We start from the raw sequence: 16,142 nt of genomic DNA, 5'->3' as shown, positions 1-16,142 counted from the left end.
ATGTACAATATACCCTATAATCACAACAGAAGTGTGACTTCAGCATGGATACAGATACGCTGCAGGTGTGAAGCCTGAACGAGTATGTAGCATGCAGAAATTACACGGCAATGGTTTACCATATCAGCGACCAAGGGTCCCGCGTGTGAAGGCTGTTTTCATGGCAAATTTAGTACGAGTCATGAAACACACAAGGGTGAAATGGGGAAGCCGGTGCAAATCCGGCACGGTCCCGCCACTGTAAAACAGGATGATTCCTGTAAGTCAGGTTACCTGCCCTGGACGTACAAACCGGTGTTCCTTCGAGGAAAGGACAGCGTTTCGGGCTATTCTATGCGCATGGACAACCCTTGGTTGAACATGTACAGATCGCCATATGCGAGACGTCATCCCTGATCCTGGACGTATGGATTGGGGATTTTTTATTGTTCATGTAAAAAAACCGAACTTTTACACGTTAACGAAGAGTGCAGAACCGATCTGAAGAAACGGAGTGTTCGCCTTTATCCCCGGATTTTCCCTTTCGAAAAGGGAATCAAAAAAATCTGGGGATAACAGCGATCGGAAGATGGTACTGCAATCGGAGTGGACTTGTGTAAAATGGATGGGTTTTACTTGTACAGGAACACCAAGACATGGGGAATAAGGGTTCGAGCACGATGCAAGAAAATAGTACAAATAGAGAAGGGGAGAATAACAGAATGAATTTCAAGAATTGGAAAAACGTAGCGTCCCTGCTAAGTGCAGCGGCACTTGCACTGGCTTTGGCCGGATGTGGCAATGCAACAACAAACGAGGGCACAGGTACTTCACAGCAACCGGCACAGGAGCAGTCCCAAGGCCAGGCGCAGACGGACCTCAAAACACAATATCCACTGACAGTTACGGATGCAACGGGGGAATCGTTCACCTTTGAAAAGGCACCGGCCAAAATCGTATCCGTGTCTCCGGCTGAGACGGAATCCCTGTTTGCACTTGGATTGGACGATCAGATCGTTGGTGTATCCGACTATGACGATTATCCGGAAGCAGCAACAACCAAAGCTAAAATGGGCGGTATCACCAAGCCAAATGAAGAGTCAATCATTGCTGCTGAAGCCGACATTGTCTTCACAGGTATCTCGATGAGTGAGGATGCGGTGAAAAAGCTGCGCGAACTGGGTATTACCATTTTCAAAACGGATCCTAAATCCATTGACGACGTGATGAATAATATCGAAACCTTCGGTAAAATCACTGATCATCAAGAAAAAGCTCAAGAGATCATCACCCAGATGAAACAGGACGTGACGGATGTAACCGAAGCGGTGAAGGCAGTTAAACCGGAAGAGAAGAAAAAAATATACGTTGAATTCTCCCCAGGCTGGACTGTGGGTAAAGGCGAATTCATGGATGAACTCATCACTGTAGCTGGCGGTACCAATATTGCTTCGGACAAAGAGGGCTGGTATGAAATTAATGAAGAAAACGTGATTGCCTCCAACCCGGATGTGATCTTGTACGCCAACGATGTGATTGACGAAAACTCTAAAACACTGGATCAGATCATCAAGGCGCGCAGCGGCTGGGATCAAATTACGGCTGTGAAAAATGACGCGGTTATTGGCCTGGATGCCAACCTGCTGAGCCGTCCGGGTCCACGGGTAACTCAAGGGTTGAAAGAAGTAGCCAAAGCGATCTACCCTGACTTGTTCCAATGAGTAAAAAGCTGATCCTGTTCGGAACGACGGGCATGGTGCTGCTGGTGCTCACCGTGCTCATCTGCACGGGCATTGGTTCAGTAGCGTTGCCGATCCGGGATATTGCAGGCATCCTGATTCACAAAATTCCATGGGTAGGCGATTGGATTACACCGGATTGGAATAAGGCAGCCGAACAGATTATCTGGAAAGTCAGATTCCCACGTGTACTGCTTGCCGTGCTCGTGGGCGCATCGTTGGCGATTGCCGGTACGGGATTCCAGGGGGTTCTTCGGAACCCACTGGCAGACCCGTTCACCTTGGGCGTGTCATCCGGTGCTTCGGTGGGTGCAGCCTTTCTGATTTTCTTCGGATTGCAGTATGCACTGATCGGAATCTGGACGTTGCCACTGGTGGCGTTTTTGACGGGTGTAATCACGTTATGGTTTGTCATGGCACTGGCTCGTGAAGGGCGTAAAATACCTACACACAGCCTCATTCTGGCTGGTGTGGTCATGCAAAGTTTCCTGGGCGCAGTTGTTTCCTTCCTGTCGACCATGTCGAAACAGACGATTAATGAAATTATATACTGGACGATGGGAAGTCTGGCTCTGCGTGGGTGGTCGTATACGGCCATCCTTTTCCCGTATTTTCTGTTAGGGCTGGTCTTTCTCTGGAGCCGCGCACGCTCGTTGAATGTGCTTGCACTGGGAGAACGTCAAGCCGCACATATCGGGATCGGAGTGGACAGACTCAAGCTGTCCGTGCTGGCAGTTGGCACACTGCTGACCGCAGGTGCTGTCTCGGTATCGGGTGTCATCGGATTCGTTGGATTGGTGATCCCGCATATGTTAAGACTGCTGGTGGGACCGGATTACCGACTGCTGGTACCTTTGTCTGCCATTGGTGGAGCGATCTTCATGGTGTGGGCAGATACCATCGCAAGGTCGTTGCTGGCGCCAACTGAAATTCCGCTCGGTGTTGTCACCGCCTTTGTTGGTGCGCCGTTCTTTGCTTACCTGCTGAACCGGAACAAAAAGTTGCAGAAGGGGATGATGCCATGAATTCCAGTACCAGTTCCAACTCGACTTCACTTATCTCGATTAAGGGAGCAGGGAAGTCATATGGCAATCATCAGGCACTGCACAATGTAGACTGGCATGTTGGCGAAGGTGACTGGTGGGGAGTTGTCGGACCAAACGGCAGTGGCAAGTCCACCCTGATCCAGCTTATTGCCGGAACGGAACAGTTAAACGAAGGTCAGATTCGTATCGATGGTCGAGACATCGGCTCTTACAGCCGTAAGGACCTGTCGCGCATGATCGCTGTATTGCAGCAGGATGGCTTACCAGCCATCTCCTATCCCGTGCGAGACGTGGTGGAGATGGGGCGATATCCATACCAGAACTGGCTGGGGCGGGAAGTGGGCGATGGGGCACTTGTAGTGGACAGGGTGCTTGAAGACCTGGGATTGACAGAGCTGGCGGACAGACCGCTGGATGCACTCAGCGGCGGGCAACGGCAGCGGGTCGCACTAGCCAAAGTTATGGCTCAGGAGCCGAGGTTACTGCTGCTGGACGAGCCGACCACGTTTCTGGATATTAAATATCAATTGCAATTCATGGAATTGTTATCGGCATGGCGACAGAGAAATAACATTACGATTGTGGCTGTGCTGCATGATCTGAATCTGGCCGCGTTATTTTGCGATCACATTCTGGCGCTGCGTGAGGGCATGGCGGTTGGAAAGGGTACACCTCATACGTTGATCAACGATGAGAATATCCAGGATATATTTCGCGTCAAACCCGCGATTGTCTCTCATCCCGACCATGCCATACCTCAACTGCTGCTGCGACGGGACATCGATTAAATGAAGCGGGGCAACCCATATTTTGATGAAGGAAGTGCTGGTTGTATGAATAATGAACAGGTGTTGGAGCATTTAACAAGTAAGATTACTGCTCCTGACCAGGAAGTGGCGGCAGAAACCTCTGCGCATGTGGATTCGTTGACGAAGCCGCCGGGGAGTCTGGGCAAATTGGAAGAGCTGGTGATCCGCTTGGCAGGTATGACGGGCAATGCAAGTCCACGTTTTGATCACAGAGCGGTCATTGTCATGGCCGCAGATCACGGCGTAGTGGAAGAGGGCATCAGTGCTTTTCCTGCTGAAGTGACCCCGCAGATGGTCCTGAATTTCCTCGCTGGAGGTGCGGCAGTGAATGTGCTTGCCCGTCACGCCGGAGCAGATGTGATCTGTGTGGATATTGGTGTGAATGCCGATCTTGAACATCCGGACCTGCTTTCCCGCAAAATTCGCAAAGGCACGGCCAACATGGCCCGGGGTGCAGCGATGACCCGGGATGAGGCAGTCAGCGCTATCCTTGCAGGAGCCGAAGTTGTATCGGCAGAGGTGGCGAAGGGAACACAGCTGTTTGTCACCGGGGAGATGGGAATTGGCAACACCACTGCAAGTGCTGCGGTAATGAGCGCGTTAACCGGAGTTGCACCAGCTGCCGCCGTGGGGCGAGGCACCGGCATTGATGATGCAGGCTTGCAGCGCAAGGCTGCTGTAGTCAGCCGGGCGCTTAGCGTAAACGCACCAAACCCGGAAGATGCACTGGATGTTCTGTGCAAGGTGGGTGGACTGGAGATTGCCGGACTCACAGGGGTTATTCTCGCAGCAGCTGCTCATCGTTGCCCTGTCGTTGTAGACGGGTTCATCTCTACCGCGGCAGCGCTGGTGGCGAGACAACTTGCACCTCTGAGCACAGCCTATATGATCGCTTCTCATACGTCACACGAAAATGGACATGGAGCGTTGCTGCGTGAACTGGACCTGAAAGCGATGCTGGATCTGGACATGCGTCTGGGTGAAGGCACAGGCGGCGTGCTCAGTCTTCATCTGATTGACGCAGCATGTCTCATTCTGAACGAAATGGCGACCTTTGCAAGCGCGGGTGTCTCGGACGGGGCAAGCCATGCTTCGGACTCCGCTGCGTCGGTGGATTCATCCCTGCAAGGAGAGAGTTCCCGATGAGCGTATTGGTGACAGGCGGCGCACGCAGTGGCAAAAGCTCCTTTGCCGAGCGACTCTGCATGCAGCGTTCCTCGGAGGCGTGGTATGTGGCGACAGCTCAGGCGTACGATGATGAAATGCGTGAGCGCATCGCCATGCATCAGCATCAGCGGGAGGCATCAGGGTATCTGTGGCATACAACAGAAGAGCCGATACATCTACCTGCTTTGATAAGCCGCATGGGTGAAGGGCATACAGGGACTTCTGCACCCACCATTCTGGTGGATTGCCTGACGCTGTGGCTGACAAATGTTTTATTAGCGCATGAGCATGACGAGAAGCAGGTGTTACAGGGACATTTGGACGCGTTGGTTGAAGCGATTCGAACCTATCCCGGTTTGCTTGTTTTGGTTACAAATGAAGTGGGAGATGGGATCGTACCGGAATATGCCCTTGGCAGGAAATATCGGGATTTGGCCGGTGTACTGAATCAGCGTATTGCGGCGATATGCGGTGAAGTGTTTCTGGTGACCGTAGGCATTGCGATTGAACTAAAAAGCAAGGAGTACCGCTTATGAAGGATGGCACGCCTGCTCCTCAGCGCAAACATGCGGCGGCAGCCGCTTTTCAATTTTTGTCCCGTTTCCCTGTCAAAATGCAAATCGATTTTGTCCCGCCGTTGCTGCGGGAAAGTGTTGTCTTTTATCCGCTGGTCGGTGCTGCAATCGGTCTGTGTGTCTGGCTCGCGGGAGCCTTAAGCGGTGCAGTGCTTCCGGCCTTTCCGGCTGCCGTCCTGACCTTGACGTTATGGGTATGGCTTACCGGAGGGCTCCATCTTGACGGATGGATGGATACGGCGGATGGCTTGCTCAGTTATCGTACCCGTGAACGGATGCTGGAGATTATGAAGGACAGCCGTGTCGGGGCAATGGGCGTGATCGCCTGCGTGTTGCTTCTGATGATGAAGGTTGCGCTGATCGCTGATTTTATTGCCCGGGGCCACTGGGTGTACGGTGCGTTGCTGATCCTGCCCATGATCTGGAGCCGCTGGTTCATGGTGTATGCGATGTCGGCCTGGCCGAATGCGCGCGAAGATGATGGACTTGCTGTATTGTTTAAAGGTCTCGGGGAGCGGAAGGAGGTCCAGCGTGCACGAAGTTCAGCTGTGGGCCTGACCTTGGTAGCAGGGGCACTTACGTTTGCCGCGGTGTGGCTTTTCAAGCCGGATATGGGGATTGCAGATGCGATGGTGAGTGGTCTGGGAACACTGCCATGGTGGCTATACCCGGTGGCGGCAGTTATTATACTGCCTGTGGCGTGTTATTATATCGGCCGATTCGTGGCTGCCCGGATCAGTGAACGGCTCGGTGGTTTAACCGGGGATACGTATGGTGCCATGAATGAGCTGCTGGAGGCGGCTTTGTTGACTGTGCTGAGTGTGCTTCAAGGACTGTTCTGGCTTTAACTTTGAAGTAAGAAGCAGTATGGAAAGTGTTACGCATGAGGTTGGGAGCAAGGTGATCTGGATATAACACGGAGACAGGGGGAGAGAGCGTGGAAGATAGGCCATCACAACCAGCGGCGGTACTGATGCTGCAAGGAACGGCTTCCGATGTAGGCAAAAGTGTCATCACAACGGCATTGTGCCGGATTTTTAAGCAGGATGGCTTCAAGCCTGCTCCGTTCAAGTCACAGAATATGGCACTGAATTCCTATGTGACGGAAGATGGCAAGGAGATTGGTCGGGCACAGGGGGCACAGGCCGAAGCCTGCGGTATTGAGGCGACAACCGATATGAACCCAATCCTGATTAAGCCCGTACGGGACATGCATTCGCAGATCGTGGTACATGGTGTACCTTTTGCCCAGATGAGTGCATCGGACTACCGTCAGCATTTCCTGCCTGAAGCAAAACAGACGGTGATGGAGGCGCTGAATCGGTTGCGGGACACCTATGATGTGGTGCTGATGGAAGGAGCGGGCAGTCCGGCCGAGATCAATCTGAAGGATCGGGATATCGTCAACATGAATCTGGCAGGCTGGGCCGATGCGCCGGTGATTCTGATCTCCGATATTGATCGGGGCGGAGTGTTTGCTTCCATTGTAGGTACGTTGGAGCTGCTGGAACCCCATGAGGTGGCGCGAGTCAAAGGGTTCATTATCAACAAGTTCCGCGGTGATCTGTCCCTGTTGCAACCAGGACTCGACTGGCTCGAAGAACGGACAGGCATTCCAGTATTAGGTGTTTTGCCTTACATAAGAGATATTCAGATTGAAGCAGAGGATTCGGTGGTGCTGGACTCCATGCGTCATGGTAAATCCGGCAAAACCGAGCTGGATCTGGCGGTAATCCGATATCCGCGAATTTCCAACTTTACAGACTTTGATGCACTTTCCCGTGAACCGGATGTGAATGTGCGTTACGTGACCTCGCCAGAGGAATTGGGCAGTCCGGATGCCATTCTTCTACCGGGTACGAAGGATACCATAGGTGACCTGGAATTTCTGCGTGAGTCTGGACTGGAACAGGCGATTGCGAGCCAGACCGAGCGTGAGCATGTTCAGCTCGTAGGAATATGTGGCGGATACCAGATGCTGGGACGTCATCTGAAGGACCCGTTTGCTGTGGAGGCGAATCAGATCCAGGAAGCAAAAGGACTTGGCTGGCTCCCGCTATCGACAACGTTTCTTCAGGAAAAGCAGACCGTCAGAGCTTCCGGACGGGTGCAACCTGATCACCCGATTCGTCTGTATGGTGAGCGAGATGTAGCAGATGCTTCATTACCCATTAACGGATATGAGATTCATATGGGCGTTACGGAGTGCCACGAGCCTGAACGTGTAACGGCGTTGTTTGAAATCTCACATCCAGGTGGTCAACCTTTCCAAGAAGGCTGGGGCTCAGTAGATGGCAGGGTGTGGGGAACCTACCTGCATGGTTTGTTTGAAAGTGATCAATTCCGACGTTCTTGGCTGAATGCCTTGCGTGCAGGAAAGGGACTGGCTCCACTTCAGGAGACGTATAGTGCGCATGAGCGTAAGGAGATGGAGTTCGATCGGGTAGCTGAATCGTTGCGTTCGGCATTGGATATGAAGCGTGTGTATGAGATTATGGGTGTTCAGGCACCTGAGTGAAACAACAATACCCCCATGTCCGGCAAACCGTTCTCTAGAAACGGAATGTTAGCGACATGGGGGTATTGTATATCCTATGATTAAATGAGGTTTAAAACAGGTGATGATAGGTTAATGGTTAACCTGTTAGTTTATTTTGAAATTTTTCATAGCGGATTGCAGCTCTACAGCTTGTTCATGCAGGTGACGAACTGTATTCGAATGTGAATCCATCTCGCTGAGCTGAAGATCTGCTGTTGAAGCAATCTGTAACATGCTCTCACGGGATTTGGTCGTAATCTGTGCCGTTTCTTCAACGGACGCACTCACTTCTTCAGCACCAGCTGATACTTGTTGTGTAGAAGCCGAGACGGTCTGAATGGTCAGATTCACGTTCTGAATCAATTCATTCAGTTGCTGGAAGGCAGAGCCTGCTTGTTGAACGACAGTTGTGCCTGAACCAATCTCTCGGGTTACACGGTTCATGGCATCAACCGAGCGTTCAGCATCTTCACGAATGGTACCCAGATAATCCGAAATCTCTTCGGTGGCTGTCTTGGATTGCTCGGCAAGTTTGCGAACTTCTCCAGCAACAACAGCGAATCCGCGGCCATGCTCTCCGGCACGTGCTGCTTCAATGGAGGCATTGAGTGACAGCATGTTAATCTGTTTGGTGATTTCAAAAATGGAAGCAACAATGGTGCCGATGGCTACCGATCGTTCATTCATAGTTTCAACATATCGCAACGATTCGCTTGCTGTCTGGCCTACACGCTCCATCTGCTCAATAGCATTCTGAGCCAGTCGGTTACCGTTAACTGCCTCGTTGGCTGCTTCACCAATCTGGTCAGACACTTCAGCAGAAGAAGAAGCAATATGCATGATACCTTGCGTAATTTCTTCCATAGCTCTGGCGTTCTCGGATGCGCTTGACGCAATGCTGATGCTGCCTTTTTCTGCATCTTCTGCAGAGCGGCTGGAGTTTCGAACCATACCGGACATCGATTCAACCCGCTGAAGCAGGTCATTGGAGCCTGATACAACTTCATTGGACGTGGACAAGGCACGGCTAATCATTTCTTTCAGGTTATGCGTCATCGTCTGGAAGCTTGCGGCAAGCTGGGCAATTTCATCTTTACCTTTGATCTCTAGTTCAGCGGTCAGATCACCCTGGGATATTTGTTTGCTATGTTGGACGAGCTTGATGATTGGTTTGGTAACTCTTTTGATCATACTAGTGGAGATAAGCCAGCCGAGTACAAACACTAATGCTGTAATCCCAAGGCACAACCAGAAAATCTGAGTAATCTTGTCTTGAATGAACTGGGCATCCATGCTCACAGCCATAATCATATTACTACCTGCAATTGGAATGAATGCCGCCTTATGTACACCGAAGGAATCGGAATAGACTTCGCTGATTACCATCTCTTTGCTCTCGATAGCTTCATTCATTGTTGGTTCTACACTAATCTCGTCTTGGGCTTTCATTCCTGAGGAAGAGTTGGCCACCACAACTTGAGCTGAGCCGTCTTGGATAGCGACAACGTACGCTGCATCCAGATTATGTTCTTTTGCTTTATCTGCCAGATACGATTCGACGGTCATGGCAGCACCTTCAGAACCGGCTCCGCCACTCTGTACCTGCAGGATTTTGGAGGCAGAAGTATTCTTGTATATATCCTGAATGGACGTGTTTAGGACTTTGTCAAACTGCGGAAGCACGTAACTTTGAATAATATTCATCGACACGGCATAGAAACTAATACTGAACAACAGGGAAGCAACCATCAGAACGAGGAACAAGGTGCCTCTGATTTTACCGGCAACGGTGCGATTACGAAACATACGATCATCCTTTCACGTCAAGTTCATTAACATTGTCGCTTTTCCATACTCATAAGACCTATCTACCAATGAAGAAAGACCTAAATTATAGGTTGAGAAAACTTGGGAATAAGCGGATATACCTATATTACAAAATTAACCGGAGGTTGAATAGAACAATTTTCACGATTTGGTGTATTTTTTTCAGAAATAGATGAATCTGTTACATGCATATTACATAATATCAATTAATACCTACCAGAATAGTTTGTTATATGTTATATTGTAAAATGTCTTTGTCGGAAGTACAAAAGATAGAAGAGAAAACCGGATATTTTCCGGTTACACACATGCCTGAGGAGGATTTAAAGAAATGGATACTTTTCTAGTCATATTGAATGTAGTGGTCATGCTTGCCTTACTTGGCATCCTCTACTGGATGCAGAAAAAGCATATCTCCTTTACGAAACGCGTATTTGCGGGTCTGGGACTGGGGGTTGTTTACGGAGTTATTCTCCAATTGGTGTACACATCAGGTTCTGATGTAGTTACGAAATCAGTCGATTGGTTCAATCTGGTCGGTTCAGGATATGTTCGTTTGTTGCAAATGGTCGTGATCCCATTGATCATGGTGTCCATCATCTCGGCCATTATGAATCTGAAGGGCAAGCAAAATCTCGGCAAGATGAGTGTTTCCATTATTGCCATTCTGTTGATCACCACAGCGATTGCCGCAGGGGTCAGCATTGTAACCAGCCTTGGCTTTAACCTGACTTCCATTGAGATTCAAGGAGGAGACCGGGAGAATGCGCAGATTCAGAAGGTGGAGGAACGGCTTGTTGATGTGAAGGATCAGACCATCCCGCAGCAAGTGCTGGAATTCATTCCTTCGAATCCATTTGCAGATATGACAGGAGAACGTCGTACATCCACACTGGCGGTGGTTATCTTCTCCGCGTTTATCGGTGTAGCGGTACTTGGACTGGATCGCAAAAAACCTCAGCAGGCGGAGACGTTCCGCGGTATGGTTAATGCGGTATATGCGGTGGTTATGCGAATTGTTACGCTGGTGCTTAGGCTTACGCCTTACGGGATTCTAGCACTGATTACAAAGGTAACGGCGACAACCAATGCGGAAGAGATATTAAAGCTCATCAAATTCGTCATTGCGTCCTACGTGGCCCTCATCGTGATGTTTATTATTCACCTGATCATTATCTCTCTGTCCGGCTTCAACCCGGTTACGTATTTGAAGAAGGTGCTGCCAACACTGATATTTGCCTTTACGTCCCGTTCAAGTGCAGCGGCAATCCCGCTGAATGTGGAGACACAGACGAAGAAACTCGGCGTATCGGACGGCATTGCGAACCTGTCTGCAAGCTTTGGTGCTACGATTGGGCAAAACGGCTGCGCCGGGATCTATCCGGCCATGCTGGCGGTGATGATTGCTCCGACGGTCGGCATCGACCCGCTGAGCTGGGACTTCATTGTGACTTTGATCCTCGTAGTCATGATCAGTTCGTTTGGTGTGGCTGGCGTTGGCGGCGGGGCAACCTTCGCTTCCCTGATCGTATTGTCCACCATGAATCTGCCTGTGGCTCTGGTTGGACTACTCATTTCCGTGGAGCCGCTGATCGACATGGGTCGTACAGCGCTTAACGTGAACGGGTCGATGACATCAGGACTCGTGACGAGCAGAATTTTGAAGGAAAACGATCGGGACACGTTTAACGATCAGAGCCGTGAGCTGGATTCTGCGGCTCAGGCTTAATACAGAATGGATTAGATAGAAGCTCACATTAAGATAGCTAGAGCCGTCTACAAATCAAGTGAGAAAAGCCGTCCTTCGGAGGAATCCGGAGGGCGGTTTTTTGCGGCAATCAAACTATGCTGTGCACAGTGGTGAAGCAGTCTTCTTTTTCGATATACGGTGCAAGGGGAATAGAGGTAGGAAAAACTAGTATGGTCGAGAGGGAAGCGGGAGGAATATAGAAGGGGTCGTAGTCACTCAGGCACGCTTGGAGTTATTTAGTTCTGTTCATGGGACGAGAAATGTGATAGAGTATTCATGTTTTGGCCCTGAGCCAAACCGCGGTTCGTAACCATCCCGCGTAATCAAAACTAGGAAGGCAGTGTATGTATTTATGTTTAACTTAGGGTGGGGAGCAGTTTTTGTTCTCGTAACTTATGGATTTTTCCTGCTGTGTTACCGCTTGTTCGGTAAAAAAGGTCTCTATGCCTGGATTGGTGTGGCTACGGTTATAGCCAACATTCAGGTGACCAAAACGATAGATATCATGGGAATTGTACTGACGTTAGGCAACACGATGTATGTCAGCATGTACCTGACCAGTGACCTTCTTAATGAAAAATATGGACCAGGTGAGGCACGCAAGGCCGTATGGTTTGGCTTTTTCACGCTCATCATGACAACGGTTCTGATGCAGATGGTGTTGTACTTTGACCCGGCACCGACGGACTTTGCACAGGATTCGATGAAAACATTGTTTGGTCTGCTGCCACGTTTGGCACTCGGAAGTCTGACGGCATACTTCATAAGTCAGTTCCTGGATGTTCGATTGTACTCCTGGCTGCGCAAGGTGGCTCCAGGGCGCAATCAGTTGTGGATTCGCACCAACGGTAGTTCGATCATCAGTTCATTTGTGGATACACTGGTGTTCTGCACGATCGCGTTTGCGTTTATCTACCCTTGGGATGTTTGGCTGGAAATCTTCCTGACGACGTATATTATCAAATTTGTATTAACTGCGGTTGGAACGCCGTTTCTGTATGCTGCACGTAGCTTTAAGTTTAAGGATGAGGCTTAGACAATATTCAAAGAGTATCACTTAAAAAAAACCTCTGCGTAGTCAATTGTAATTCAGACTCTGCAAGGGTTTTTTTCATAGAAAAGACCCGAAACAAGAAAAATCCTTTTTACATTTTTATGAAAAAGTTATAATATAAACGACCTGTCGTTATAAGCGTGTATCATTAGGAACGATGATTTTCATACAAAGGGGAATCGCACATGTACTCTACACTGCGTTATACACTGGAAAGCAATGGCACAACCTACGAGAATGATAGCATTAATGCCTCGTTATTGGTGGAGTTGATCTCCAATCTGGAATTGCAGGAATTCGTAGTACTTGTACCTTCCGAGCTGGTGGAGGGAAGTATGTATATGCAGGCTGCTGCGCTTGAGGAACCAGGGCAGATGGTGGCGGAGATTCGTTTGCAGGAAGGCGAGGACGGTTTCCGACATTACAGCTGCAGAACAACAGATACGACTGGGATTATTCAATGGTTTCTGGATTACTGGGGGAAGCAACAGCTGCCACAGCTGGAGTCTTGGCAGGATATCACGCATGAGTTTGACTAATGGTAAATGAGTGAGCAGGAATAAAATTACGTAGAATGCAGACGGAGTAATTTAGGATATGCTTTGTATTAATTAAAATCCCGCAACCCATGATATTCATGGATTTGCGGGATTTTTGCGTTCGCGTGTGTACTTGCTACTTTTTCTGTATACAGGCCTGAGGCGTACGCGAAAAGAGTATATTATTTTGAAGAACAGTTCAGCGCAGTTTCGTGCAGTTTAGTTCATGATGCATAATATCGGCTAAGCATTGATGTATCTGGGCTATTTTTGACATAGATCCAATTGAATTAGTCGCTAAGGATTTGCAGTTCTTTTGGATATGTCGTCAGAACTTCGATACCCGTCTCGGTCACAATTACATCATCTTCGATACGGACGCCGCCTGCAGCGGTATAGATGCCCGGTTCAATCGTGAATACGGTACCTTCATTCAGGATGTCCATATTCTCTCCATGGAGAGAAGGATACTCATGTACGTCGATACCCAATCCATGGCCTACTCTATGCATAAAACGCTCGCCGTAACCCGCTTCTTCCGTGACCTGGCGTGCTGCACGATCCACTTCGGCGCAGGTGATGCCTGGTTTCACGATTTGGATAGCAGCTTCGTTCGCTGCGAGGACAGTGTTATAGATGGTTTTGAGTTCAGGTGAGATGTCACCAAAGGCGAATGTACGTGTGATATCCGAGGCATATCCTCCAGCATACACACCCATGTCAAACATCAACAGGTCACCATGTTGCAGTTTCCGTTCACCCGGTGTACCGTGTGGCAGACCTGTTTTGGGTCCCGTGAGCACCATGGTATCAAAGGAAGGACCATCGGCACCCAGCTTTTTCATCTGATACTCCATCTCAGCGACAAGTTCGATCTCGGTTACACCTGTGCGAACATGAGAGAGTCCTTGACGCAATGTTTCTTCAATCAGATAAATGGCGTGGCGAATGCGGGCTAACTCATCCGGTGTTTTTTTCACACGTAATGTGCGAAGCAGGGGGCCAACATCTTCAAAGCTGGCAGCACCTAGCGCGGCGGTCAGCTGCTCATAACGTGCGACCGTCACGTATTCTTTCTCGAGACCAACCCGGCCCAAGCGCCCCTGATAACGATCAAACAAAGCGTATGGATTATCCGTATCCGTGTGAGTGGCAATGTTGGATACCGAAGAAGCGGCTGCGGCAGCTTCAGCATCGAGCGCAGGTACAATCAACAGGGGCTCTTCGCCGCGTGCGAGAACCAGACCTAGGAAGCGTTCATGCGGATTGCTCGCAAATCCAGTTAAATAGTAGATATGTTTTGGATCTGTGATCAGCATGGCGTCCAATCCTTGCCCGGACAGATTGGCTTCAAGACGAGATAAAGGGTTTTGATTCATAAGTGTAGTTGTCCACCTTTCCATTCATACTATCCTTCTATTATAAAAGATTATGATGGAATTCCAAACCGCAGTGATTTCATGTCCTCGAAATCCCTTGAATTCTCGGTTTAAGTGGTTGGTATGAAGGGTAATACAGGGCGAAACCGCTTTACAGATGAATAATAACACCACAACTATAGCGAACAATAAGTTAACAATACGTTGAAGCTTGGCTTATTTATTTTATACAGAAGAACGAAATACGAAGGGAGATGTAATCATGAATAATCGAGTAACCGTTCCGCTGTATGCTTCATTATTAAGTGTGGCACTGTTAACCGCGTCATGTTCTTCAGGCGAACCTTCTACGGGAGGAACAGAGCAGACGTCTCAGGGACAGGGAACAGGTCAGGGACAGACGGCCAACGGAGGCAATACCGGTGCAAGTGGAAATGAGAGTGGAGCGCAGGGAGAGACGGTTATTCCGTATCAGGCATCTGTTCTGGTTGAAGGATTGAATGCACCATGGGAGATTGTGAGTGTGTCTGATGGTCGGATGTTTGTAACGGAACGCCCTGGTGCGATTCGGGTCATTGAGGATGGAAAACTAGCTCCTGAACCACTGATTGAATTCTCAGCCCCGTTTAATGAAGAAGGTGAAGGAGGTCTGTTGGGCCTTGTAGCTGATCCGGACTTTGAGGAGAACGGTTATCTGTATGCATACCACTCCTATCTGGAAGGCGACGACATTGCCAATCGAGTGTTACGTCTCAAGGTGAATGATGGTAAAGCGGTCATAGATCAAGAGTTGCTTGGTAACATTCCAGGCGGAACGAATCATAACGGTGGGCGGATCAAAATTGGCCCGGACAAGTTGCTCTATATCACGACAGGTGAGCGTTATGAACCGGAATTGTCACAGAACGAAGATAGCCTTGGAGGTAAAATATTGCGGATAGGTCTCGATGGATCGATCCCGGCAGACAACCCATGGCCGAATTCACCTGTATACAGTATGGGACACCGCAACGCACAGGGACTGGCATGGAATCCGGACAACGGTTACCTCTATTCTACCGAGCATGGTCAGCGGAATCATGATGAGATTAACCGGATTGTAGCTGGTGAGAATTATGGCTGGCCCGAGGTGGAGGGAGACGACGATGACAATGGCGCATATCAGGCTCCGCTTGCACATAGTGGGAACGATACATGGGCGCCGTCTGGTGTAGCTTTTGTAGAAGAAGGACCTTGGGCTGGATCACTGATTGCTGCAAATCTGCGTGGAGAGCAGCTGCTGAAGGTCACTCTTTCGGAAGATGGCACACAGGTGGAGAAGGTGGAACCCATCTTCGAAGATGAATGGGGCCGGATTCGCAATGTGAGTGCTGGCGAGGACGGGAAGTTATATGTGCTTACGAACAATCGGGATGGACGAGGATCGCCGCGTGATGGAGATGACAAGCTGATTGTACTAACTCCGGAGAGCTGAGTCGGGGTCAGGGGAAAGAAAATCAGTGTTGTAGGACAACGTCGAACCGAACTCGTCTCCCCGTAAGGTAGTGGATGGAGTGAGTTTAAAATGAACGGTTGCCGCTTAACTTGAGTCAAAGCCCTGAAGTGCCCTGAATCTGAATCGCTCTAAATAAAATTTTTCTAAAGAACCTGACGCACCTTAAATAGAGGTTTGGTGAAGATCGTAGAATTTAACGAACCTCAGCCACGCTATAATGCCAAAATTCACTCGAAACCTGCGG

Annotated in this window: 13 protein-coding genes and 1 riboswitch; of the genes, 11 read left to right on the top strand and 2 right to left on the bottom strand. The window is 49.5% G+C overall.

Translation table 11 applies throughout. The features are described from left to right. Positions 1-177: 177 nt before the first annotated feature. Positions 178-295: riboswitch (cobalamin riboswitch) on the top strand. Positions 296-701: 406 nt separating this feature from the next. From MKY28_RS18605 to MKY28_RS18575, 7 genes are all read left to right on the top strand, one after another. Beyond that, on the top strand, positions 702-1,700 hold the full coding sequence (locus tag MKY28_RS18605) for an ABC transporter substrate-binding protein (protein ID WP_340936616.1): 999 nt from the start codon (positions 702-704) through the stop codon (positions 1,698-1,700). Next, positions 1,697-2,743: a FecCD family ABC transporter permease gene (locus MKY28_RS18600; protein WP_036610733.1), complete on the top strand. Its 1,047-nt coding sequence runs from the start codon at positions 1,697-1,699 to the stop codon at positions 2,741-2,743. The genes MKY28_RS18605 and MKY28_RS18600 overlap by 4 nt, the downstream gene beginning before the upstream one ends. Beyond that, positions 2,740-3,552: an ABC transporter ATP-binding protein gene (locus tag MKY28_RS18595; RefSeq protein ID WP_036610732.1), complete on the top strand. Its 813-nt coding sequence runs from the start codon at positions 2,740-2,742 to the stop codon at positions 3,550-3,552. Before MKY28_RS18600 ends, MKY28_RS18595 begins: the two co-directional genes overlap by 4 nt. Before the next feature lie 45 nt (positions 3,553-3,597). Then, positions 3,598-4,719 carry a nicotinate-nucleotide--dimethylbenzimidazole phosphoribosyltransferase gene (cobT, locus tag MKY28_RS18590; RefSeq protein ID WP_100527908.1) on the top strand — a complete coding sequence of 374 codons (1,122 nt, stop codon included), beginning with the start codon at positions 3,598-3,600 and terminating at the stop codon, positions 4,717-4,719. Then, positions 4,716-5,276: a bifunctional adenosylcobinamide kinase/adenosylcobinamide-phosphate guanylyltransferase gene (gene cobU, locus MKY28_RS18585; RefSeq protein ID WP_036610730.1), complete on the top strand. Its 561-nt coding sequence runs from the start codon at positions 4,716-4,718 to the stop codon at positions 5,274-5,276. Before cobT ends, cobU begins: the two co-directional genes overlap by 4 nt. Then, positions 5,273-6,163: an adenosylcobinamide-GDP ribazoletransferase gene (gene cobS, locus MKY28_RS18580; protein WP_340936615.1), complete on the top strand. Its 891-nt coding sequence runs from the start codon at positions 5,273-5,275 to the stop codon at positions 6,161-6,163. Before cobU ends, cobS begins: the two co-directional genes overlap by 4 nt. Positions 6,164-6,288: 125 nt before the next feature. Then, the gene (locus MKY28_RS18575) at positions 6,289-7,833 is read left to right on the top strand and encodes a cobyric acid synthase (protein ID WP_340937976.1); all 1,545 of its coding nucleotides are present in this window, start codon (positions 6,289-6,291) and stop codon (positions 7,831-7,833) included. Between the two features lie 126 nt (positions 7,834-7,959). On the opposite strand, the gene MKY28_RS18570 is transcribed toward MKY28_RS18575, so the two are convergent. After that, positions 7,960-9,660, bottom strand: coding sequence for a methyl-accepting chemotaxis protein (locus tag MKY28_RS18570; protein ID WP_340936614.1), 1,701 nt, complete (start codon positions 9,658-9,660; stop codon positions 7,960-7,962). A 352-nt stretch (positions 9,661-10,012) separates the two neighbouring features. Between MKY28_RS18570 and MKY28_RS18565 the strand changes: the two genes are divergently transcribed. From MKY28_RS18565 to MKY28_RS18555, 3 genes are all read left to right on the top strand, one after another. Further along, positions 10,013-11,410 carry an L-cystine transporter gene (locus tag MKY28_RS18565; protein WP_340936613.1) on the top strand — a complete coding sequence of 466 codons (1,398 nt, stop codon included), beginning with the start codon at positions 10,013-10,015 and terminating at the stop codon, positions 11,408-11,410. Positions 11,411-11,783: 373 nt separating this feature from the next. Beyond that, positions 11,784-12,467, top strand: a complete 684-nt coding sequence (locus MKY28_RS18560) for a queuosine precursor transporter (protein ID WP_100527911.1) — start codon at positions 11,784-11,786, stop codon at positions 12,465-12,467. Positions 12,468-12,670: 203 nt separating this feature from the next. Next, positions 12,671-13,024: a hypothetical protein gene (locus MKY28_RS18555; protein WP_036610715.1), complete on the top strand. Its 354-nt coding sequence runs from the start codon at positions 12,671-12,673 to the stop codon at positions 13,022-13,024. Positions 13,025-13,314: 290 nt separating this feature from the next. Here MKY28_RS18555 and MKY28_RS18550 read toward each other — a convergent pair whose 3' ends face one another. Further along, complete coding sequence (locus MKY28_RS18550) at positions 13,315-14,403, bottom strand: M24 family metallopeptidase (RefSeq protein ID WP_340936610.1); 1,089 nt, start codon at positions 14,401-14,403, stop codon at positions 13,315-13,317. Positions 14,404-14,665: 262 nt separating this feature from the next. Between MKY28_RS18550 and MKY28_RS18545 the strand changes: the two genes are divergently transcribed. Further along, positions 14,666-15,877 (top strand): PQQ-dependent sugar dehydrogenase, encoded by a 1,212-nt coding sequence (locus tag MKY28_RS18545; RefSeq protein WP_340936608.1) that lies wholly within the window; start codon positions 14,666-14,668, stop codon positions 15,875-15,877. Positions 15,878-16,142 lie beyond the last annotated feature (265 nt).

Origin of the sequence: Paenibacillus sp. FSL R5-0473 (assembly GCF_038004565.1) — a bacterium.
In the GTDB taxonomy this organism is placed as follows: Bacteria; Bacillota; Bacilli; order Paenibacillales; family Paenibacillaceae; genus Paenibacillus; species Paenibacillus amylolyticus.
The sequence above is the reverse complement of the archived record's forward strand: the minus strand, read 5'-3'. Positions and strand labels throughout refer to the sequence as shown.

Excerpts from the sequence above, each read along its gene's own strand:
- MKY28_RS18555 (WP_036610715.1), top strand. The coding sequence starts at position 12,671 with ATGTACTCTACACTGCGTTATACACTGGAAAGCAATGGCACAACCTAC.
- cobS (WP_340936615.1), top strand. The coding sequence starts at position 5,273 with ATGAAGGATGGCACGCCTGCTCCTCAGCGCAAACATGCGGCGGCAGCC.
- MKY28_RS18565 (WP_340936613.1), top strand. The coding sequence starts at position 10,013 with ATGGATACTTTTCTAGTCATATTGAATGTAGTGGTCATGCTTGCCTTA.
- MKY28_RS18550 (WP_340936610.1), bottom strand. The coding sequence starts at position 14,403 with ATGAATCAAAACCCTTTATCTCGTCTTGAAGCCAATCTGTCCGGGCAA.
- cobU (WP_036610730.1), top strand. The coding sequence starts at position 4,716 with ATGAGCGTATTGGTGACAGGCGGCGCACGCAGTGGCAAAAGCTCCTTT.
- MKY28_RS18575 (WP_340937976.1), top strand. The coding sequence starts at position 6,289 with ATGCTGCAAGGAACGGCTTCCGATGTAGGCAAAAGTGTCATCACAACG.
- MKY28_RS18600 (WP_036610733.1), top strand. The coding sequence starts at position 1,697 with ATGAGTAAAAAGCTGATCCTGTTCGGAACGACGGGCATGGTGCTGCTG.
- MKY28_RS18570 (WP_340936614.1), bottom strand. The coding sequence starts at position 9,660 with ATGTTTCGTAATCGCACCGTTGCCGGTAAAATCAGAGGCACCTTGTTC.
- cobT (WP_100527908.1), top strand. The coding sequence starts at position 3,598 with ATGAATAATGAACAGGTGTTGGAGCATTTAACAAGTAAGATTACTGCT.
- MKY28_RS18560 (WP_100527911.1), top strand. The coding sequence starts at position 11,784 with ATGTTTAACTTAGGGTGGGGAGCAGTTTTTGTTCTCGTAACTTATGGA.
- MKY28_RS18545 (WP_340936608.1), top strand. The coding sequence starts at position 14,666 with ATGAATAATCGAGTAACCGTTCCGCTGTATGCTTCATTATTAAGTGTG.
- MKY28_RS18605 (WP_340936616.1), top strand. The coding sequence starts at position 702 with ATGAATTTCAAGAATTGGAAAAACGTAGCGTCCCTGCTAAGTGCAGCG.
- MKY28_RS18595 (WP_036610732.1), top strand. The coding sequence starts at position 2,740 with ATGAATTCCAGTACCAGTTCCAACTCGACTTCACTTATCTCGATTAAG.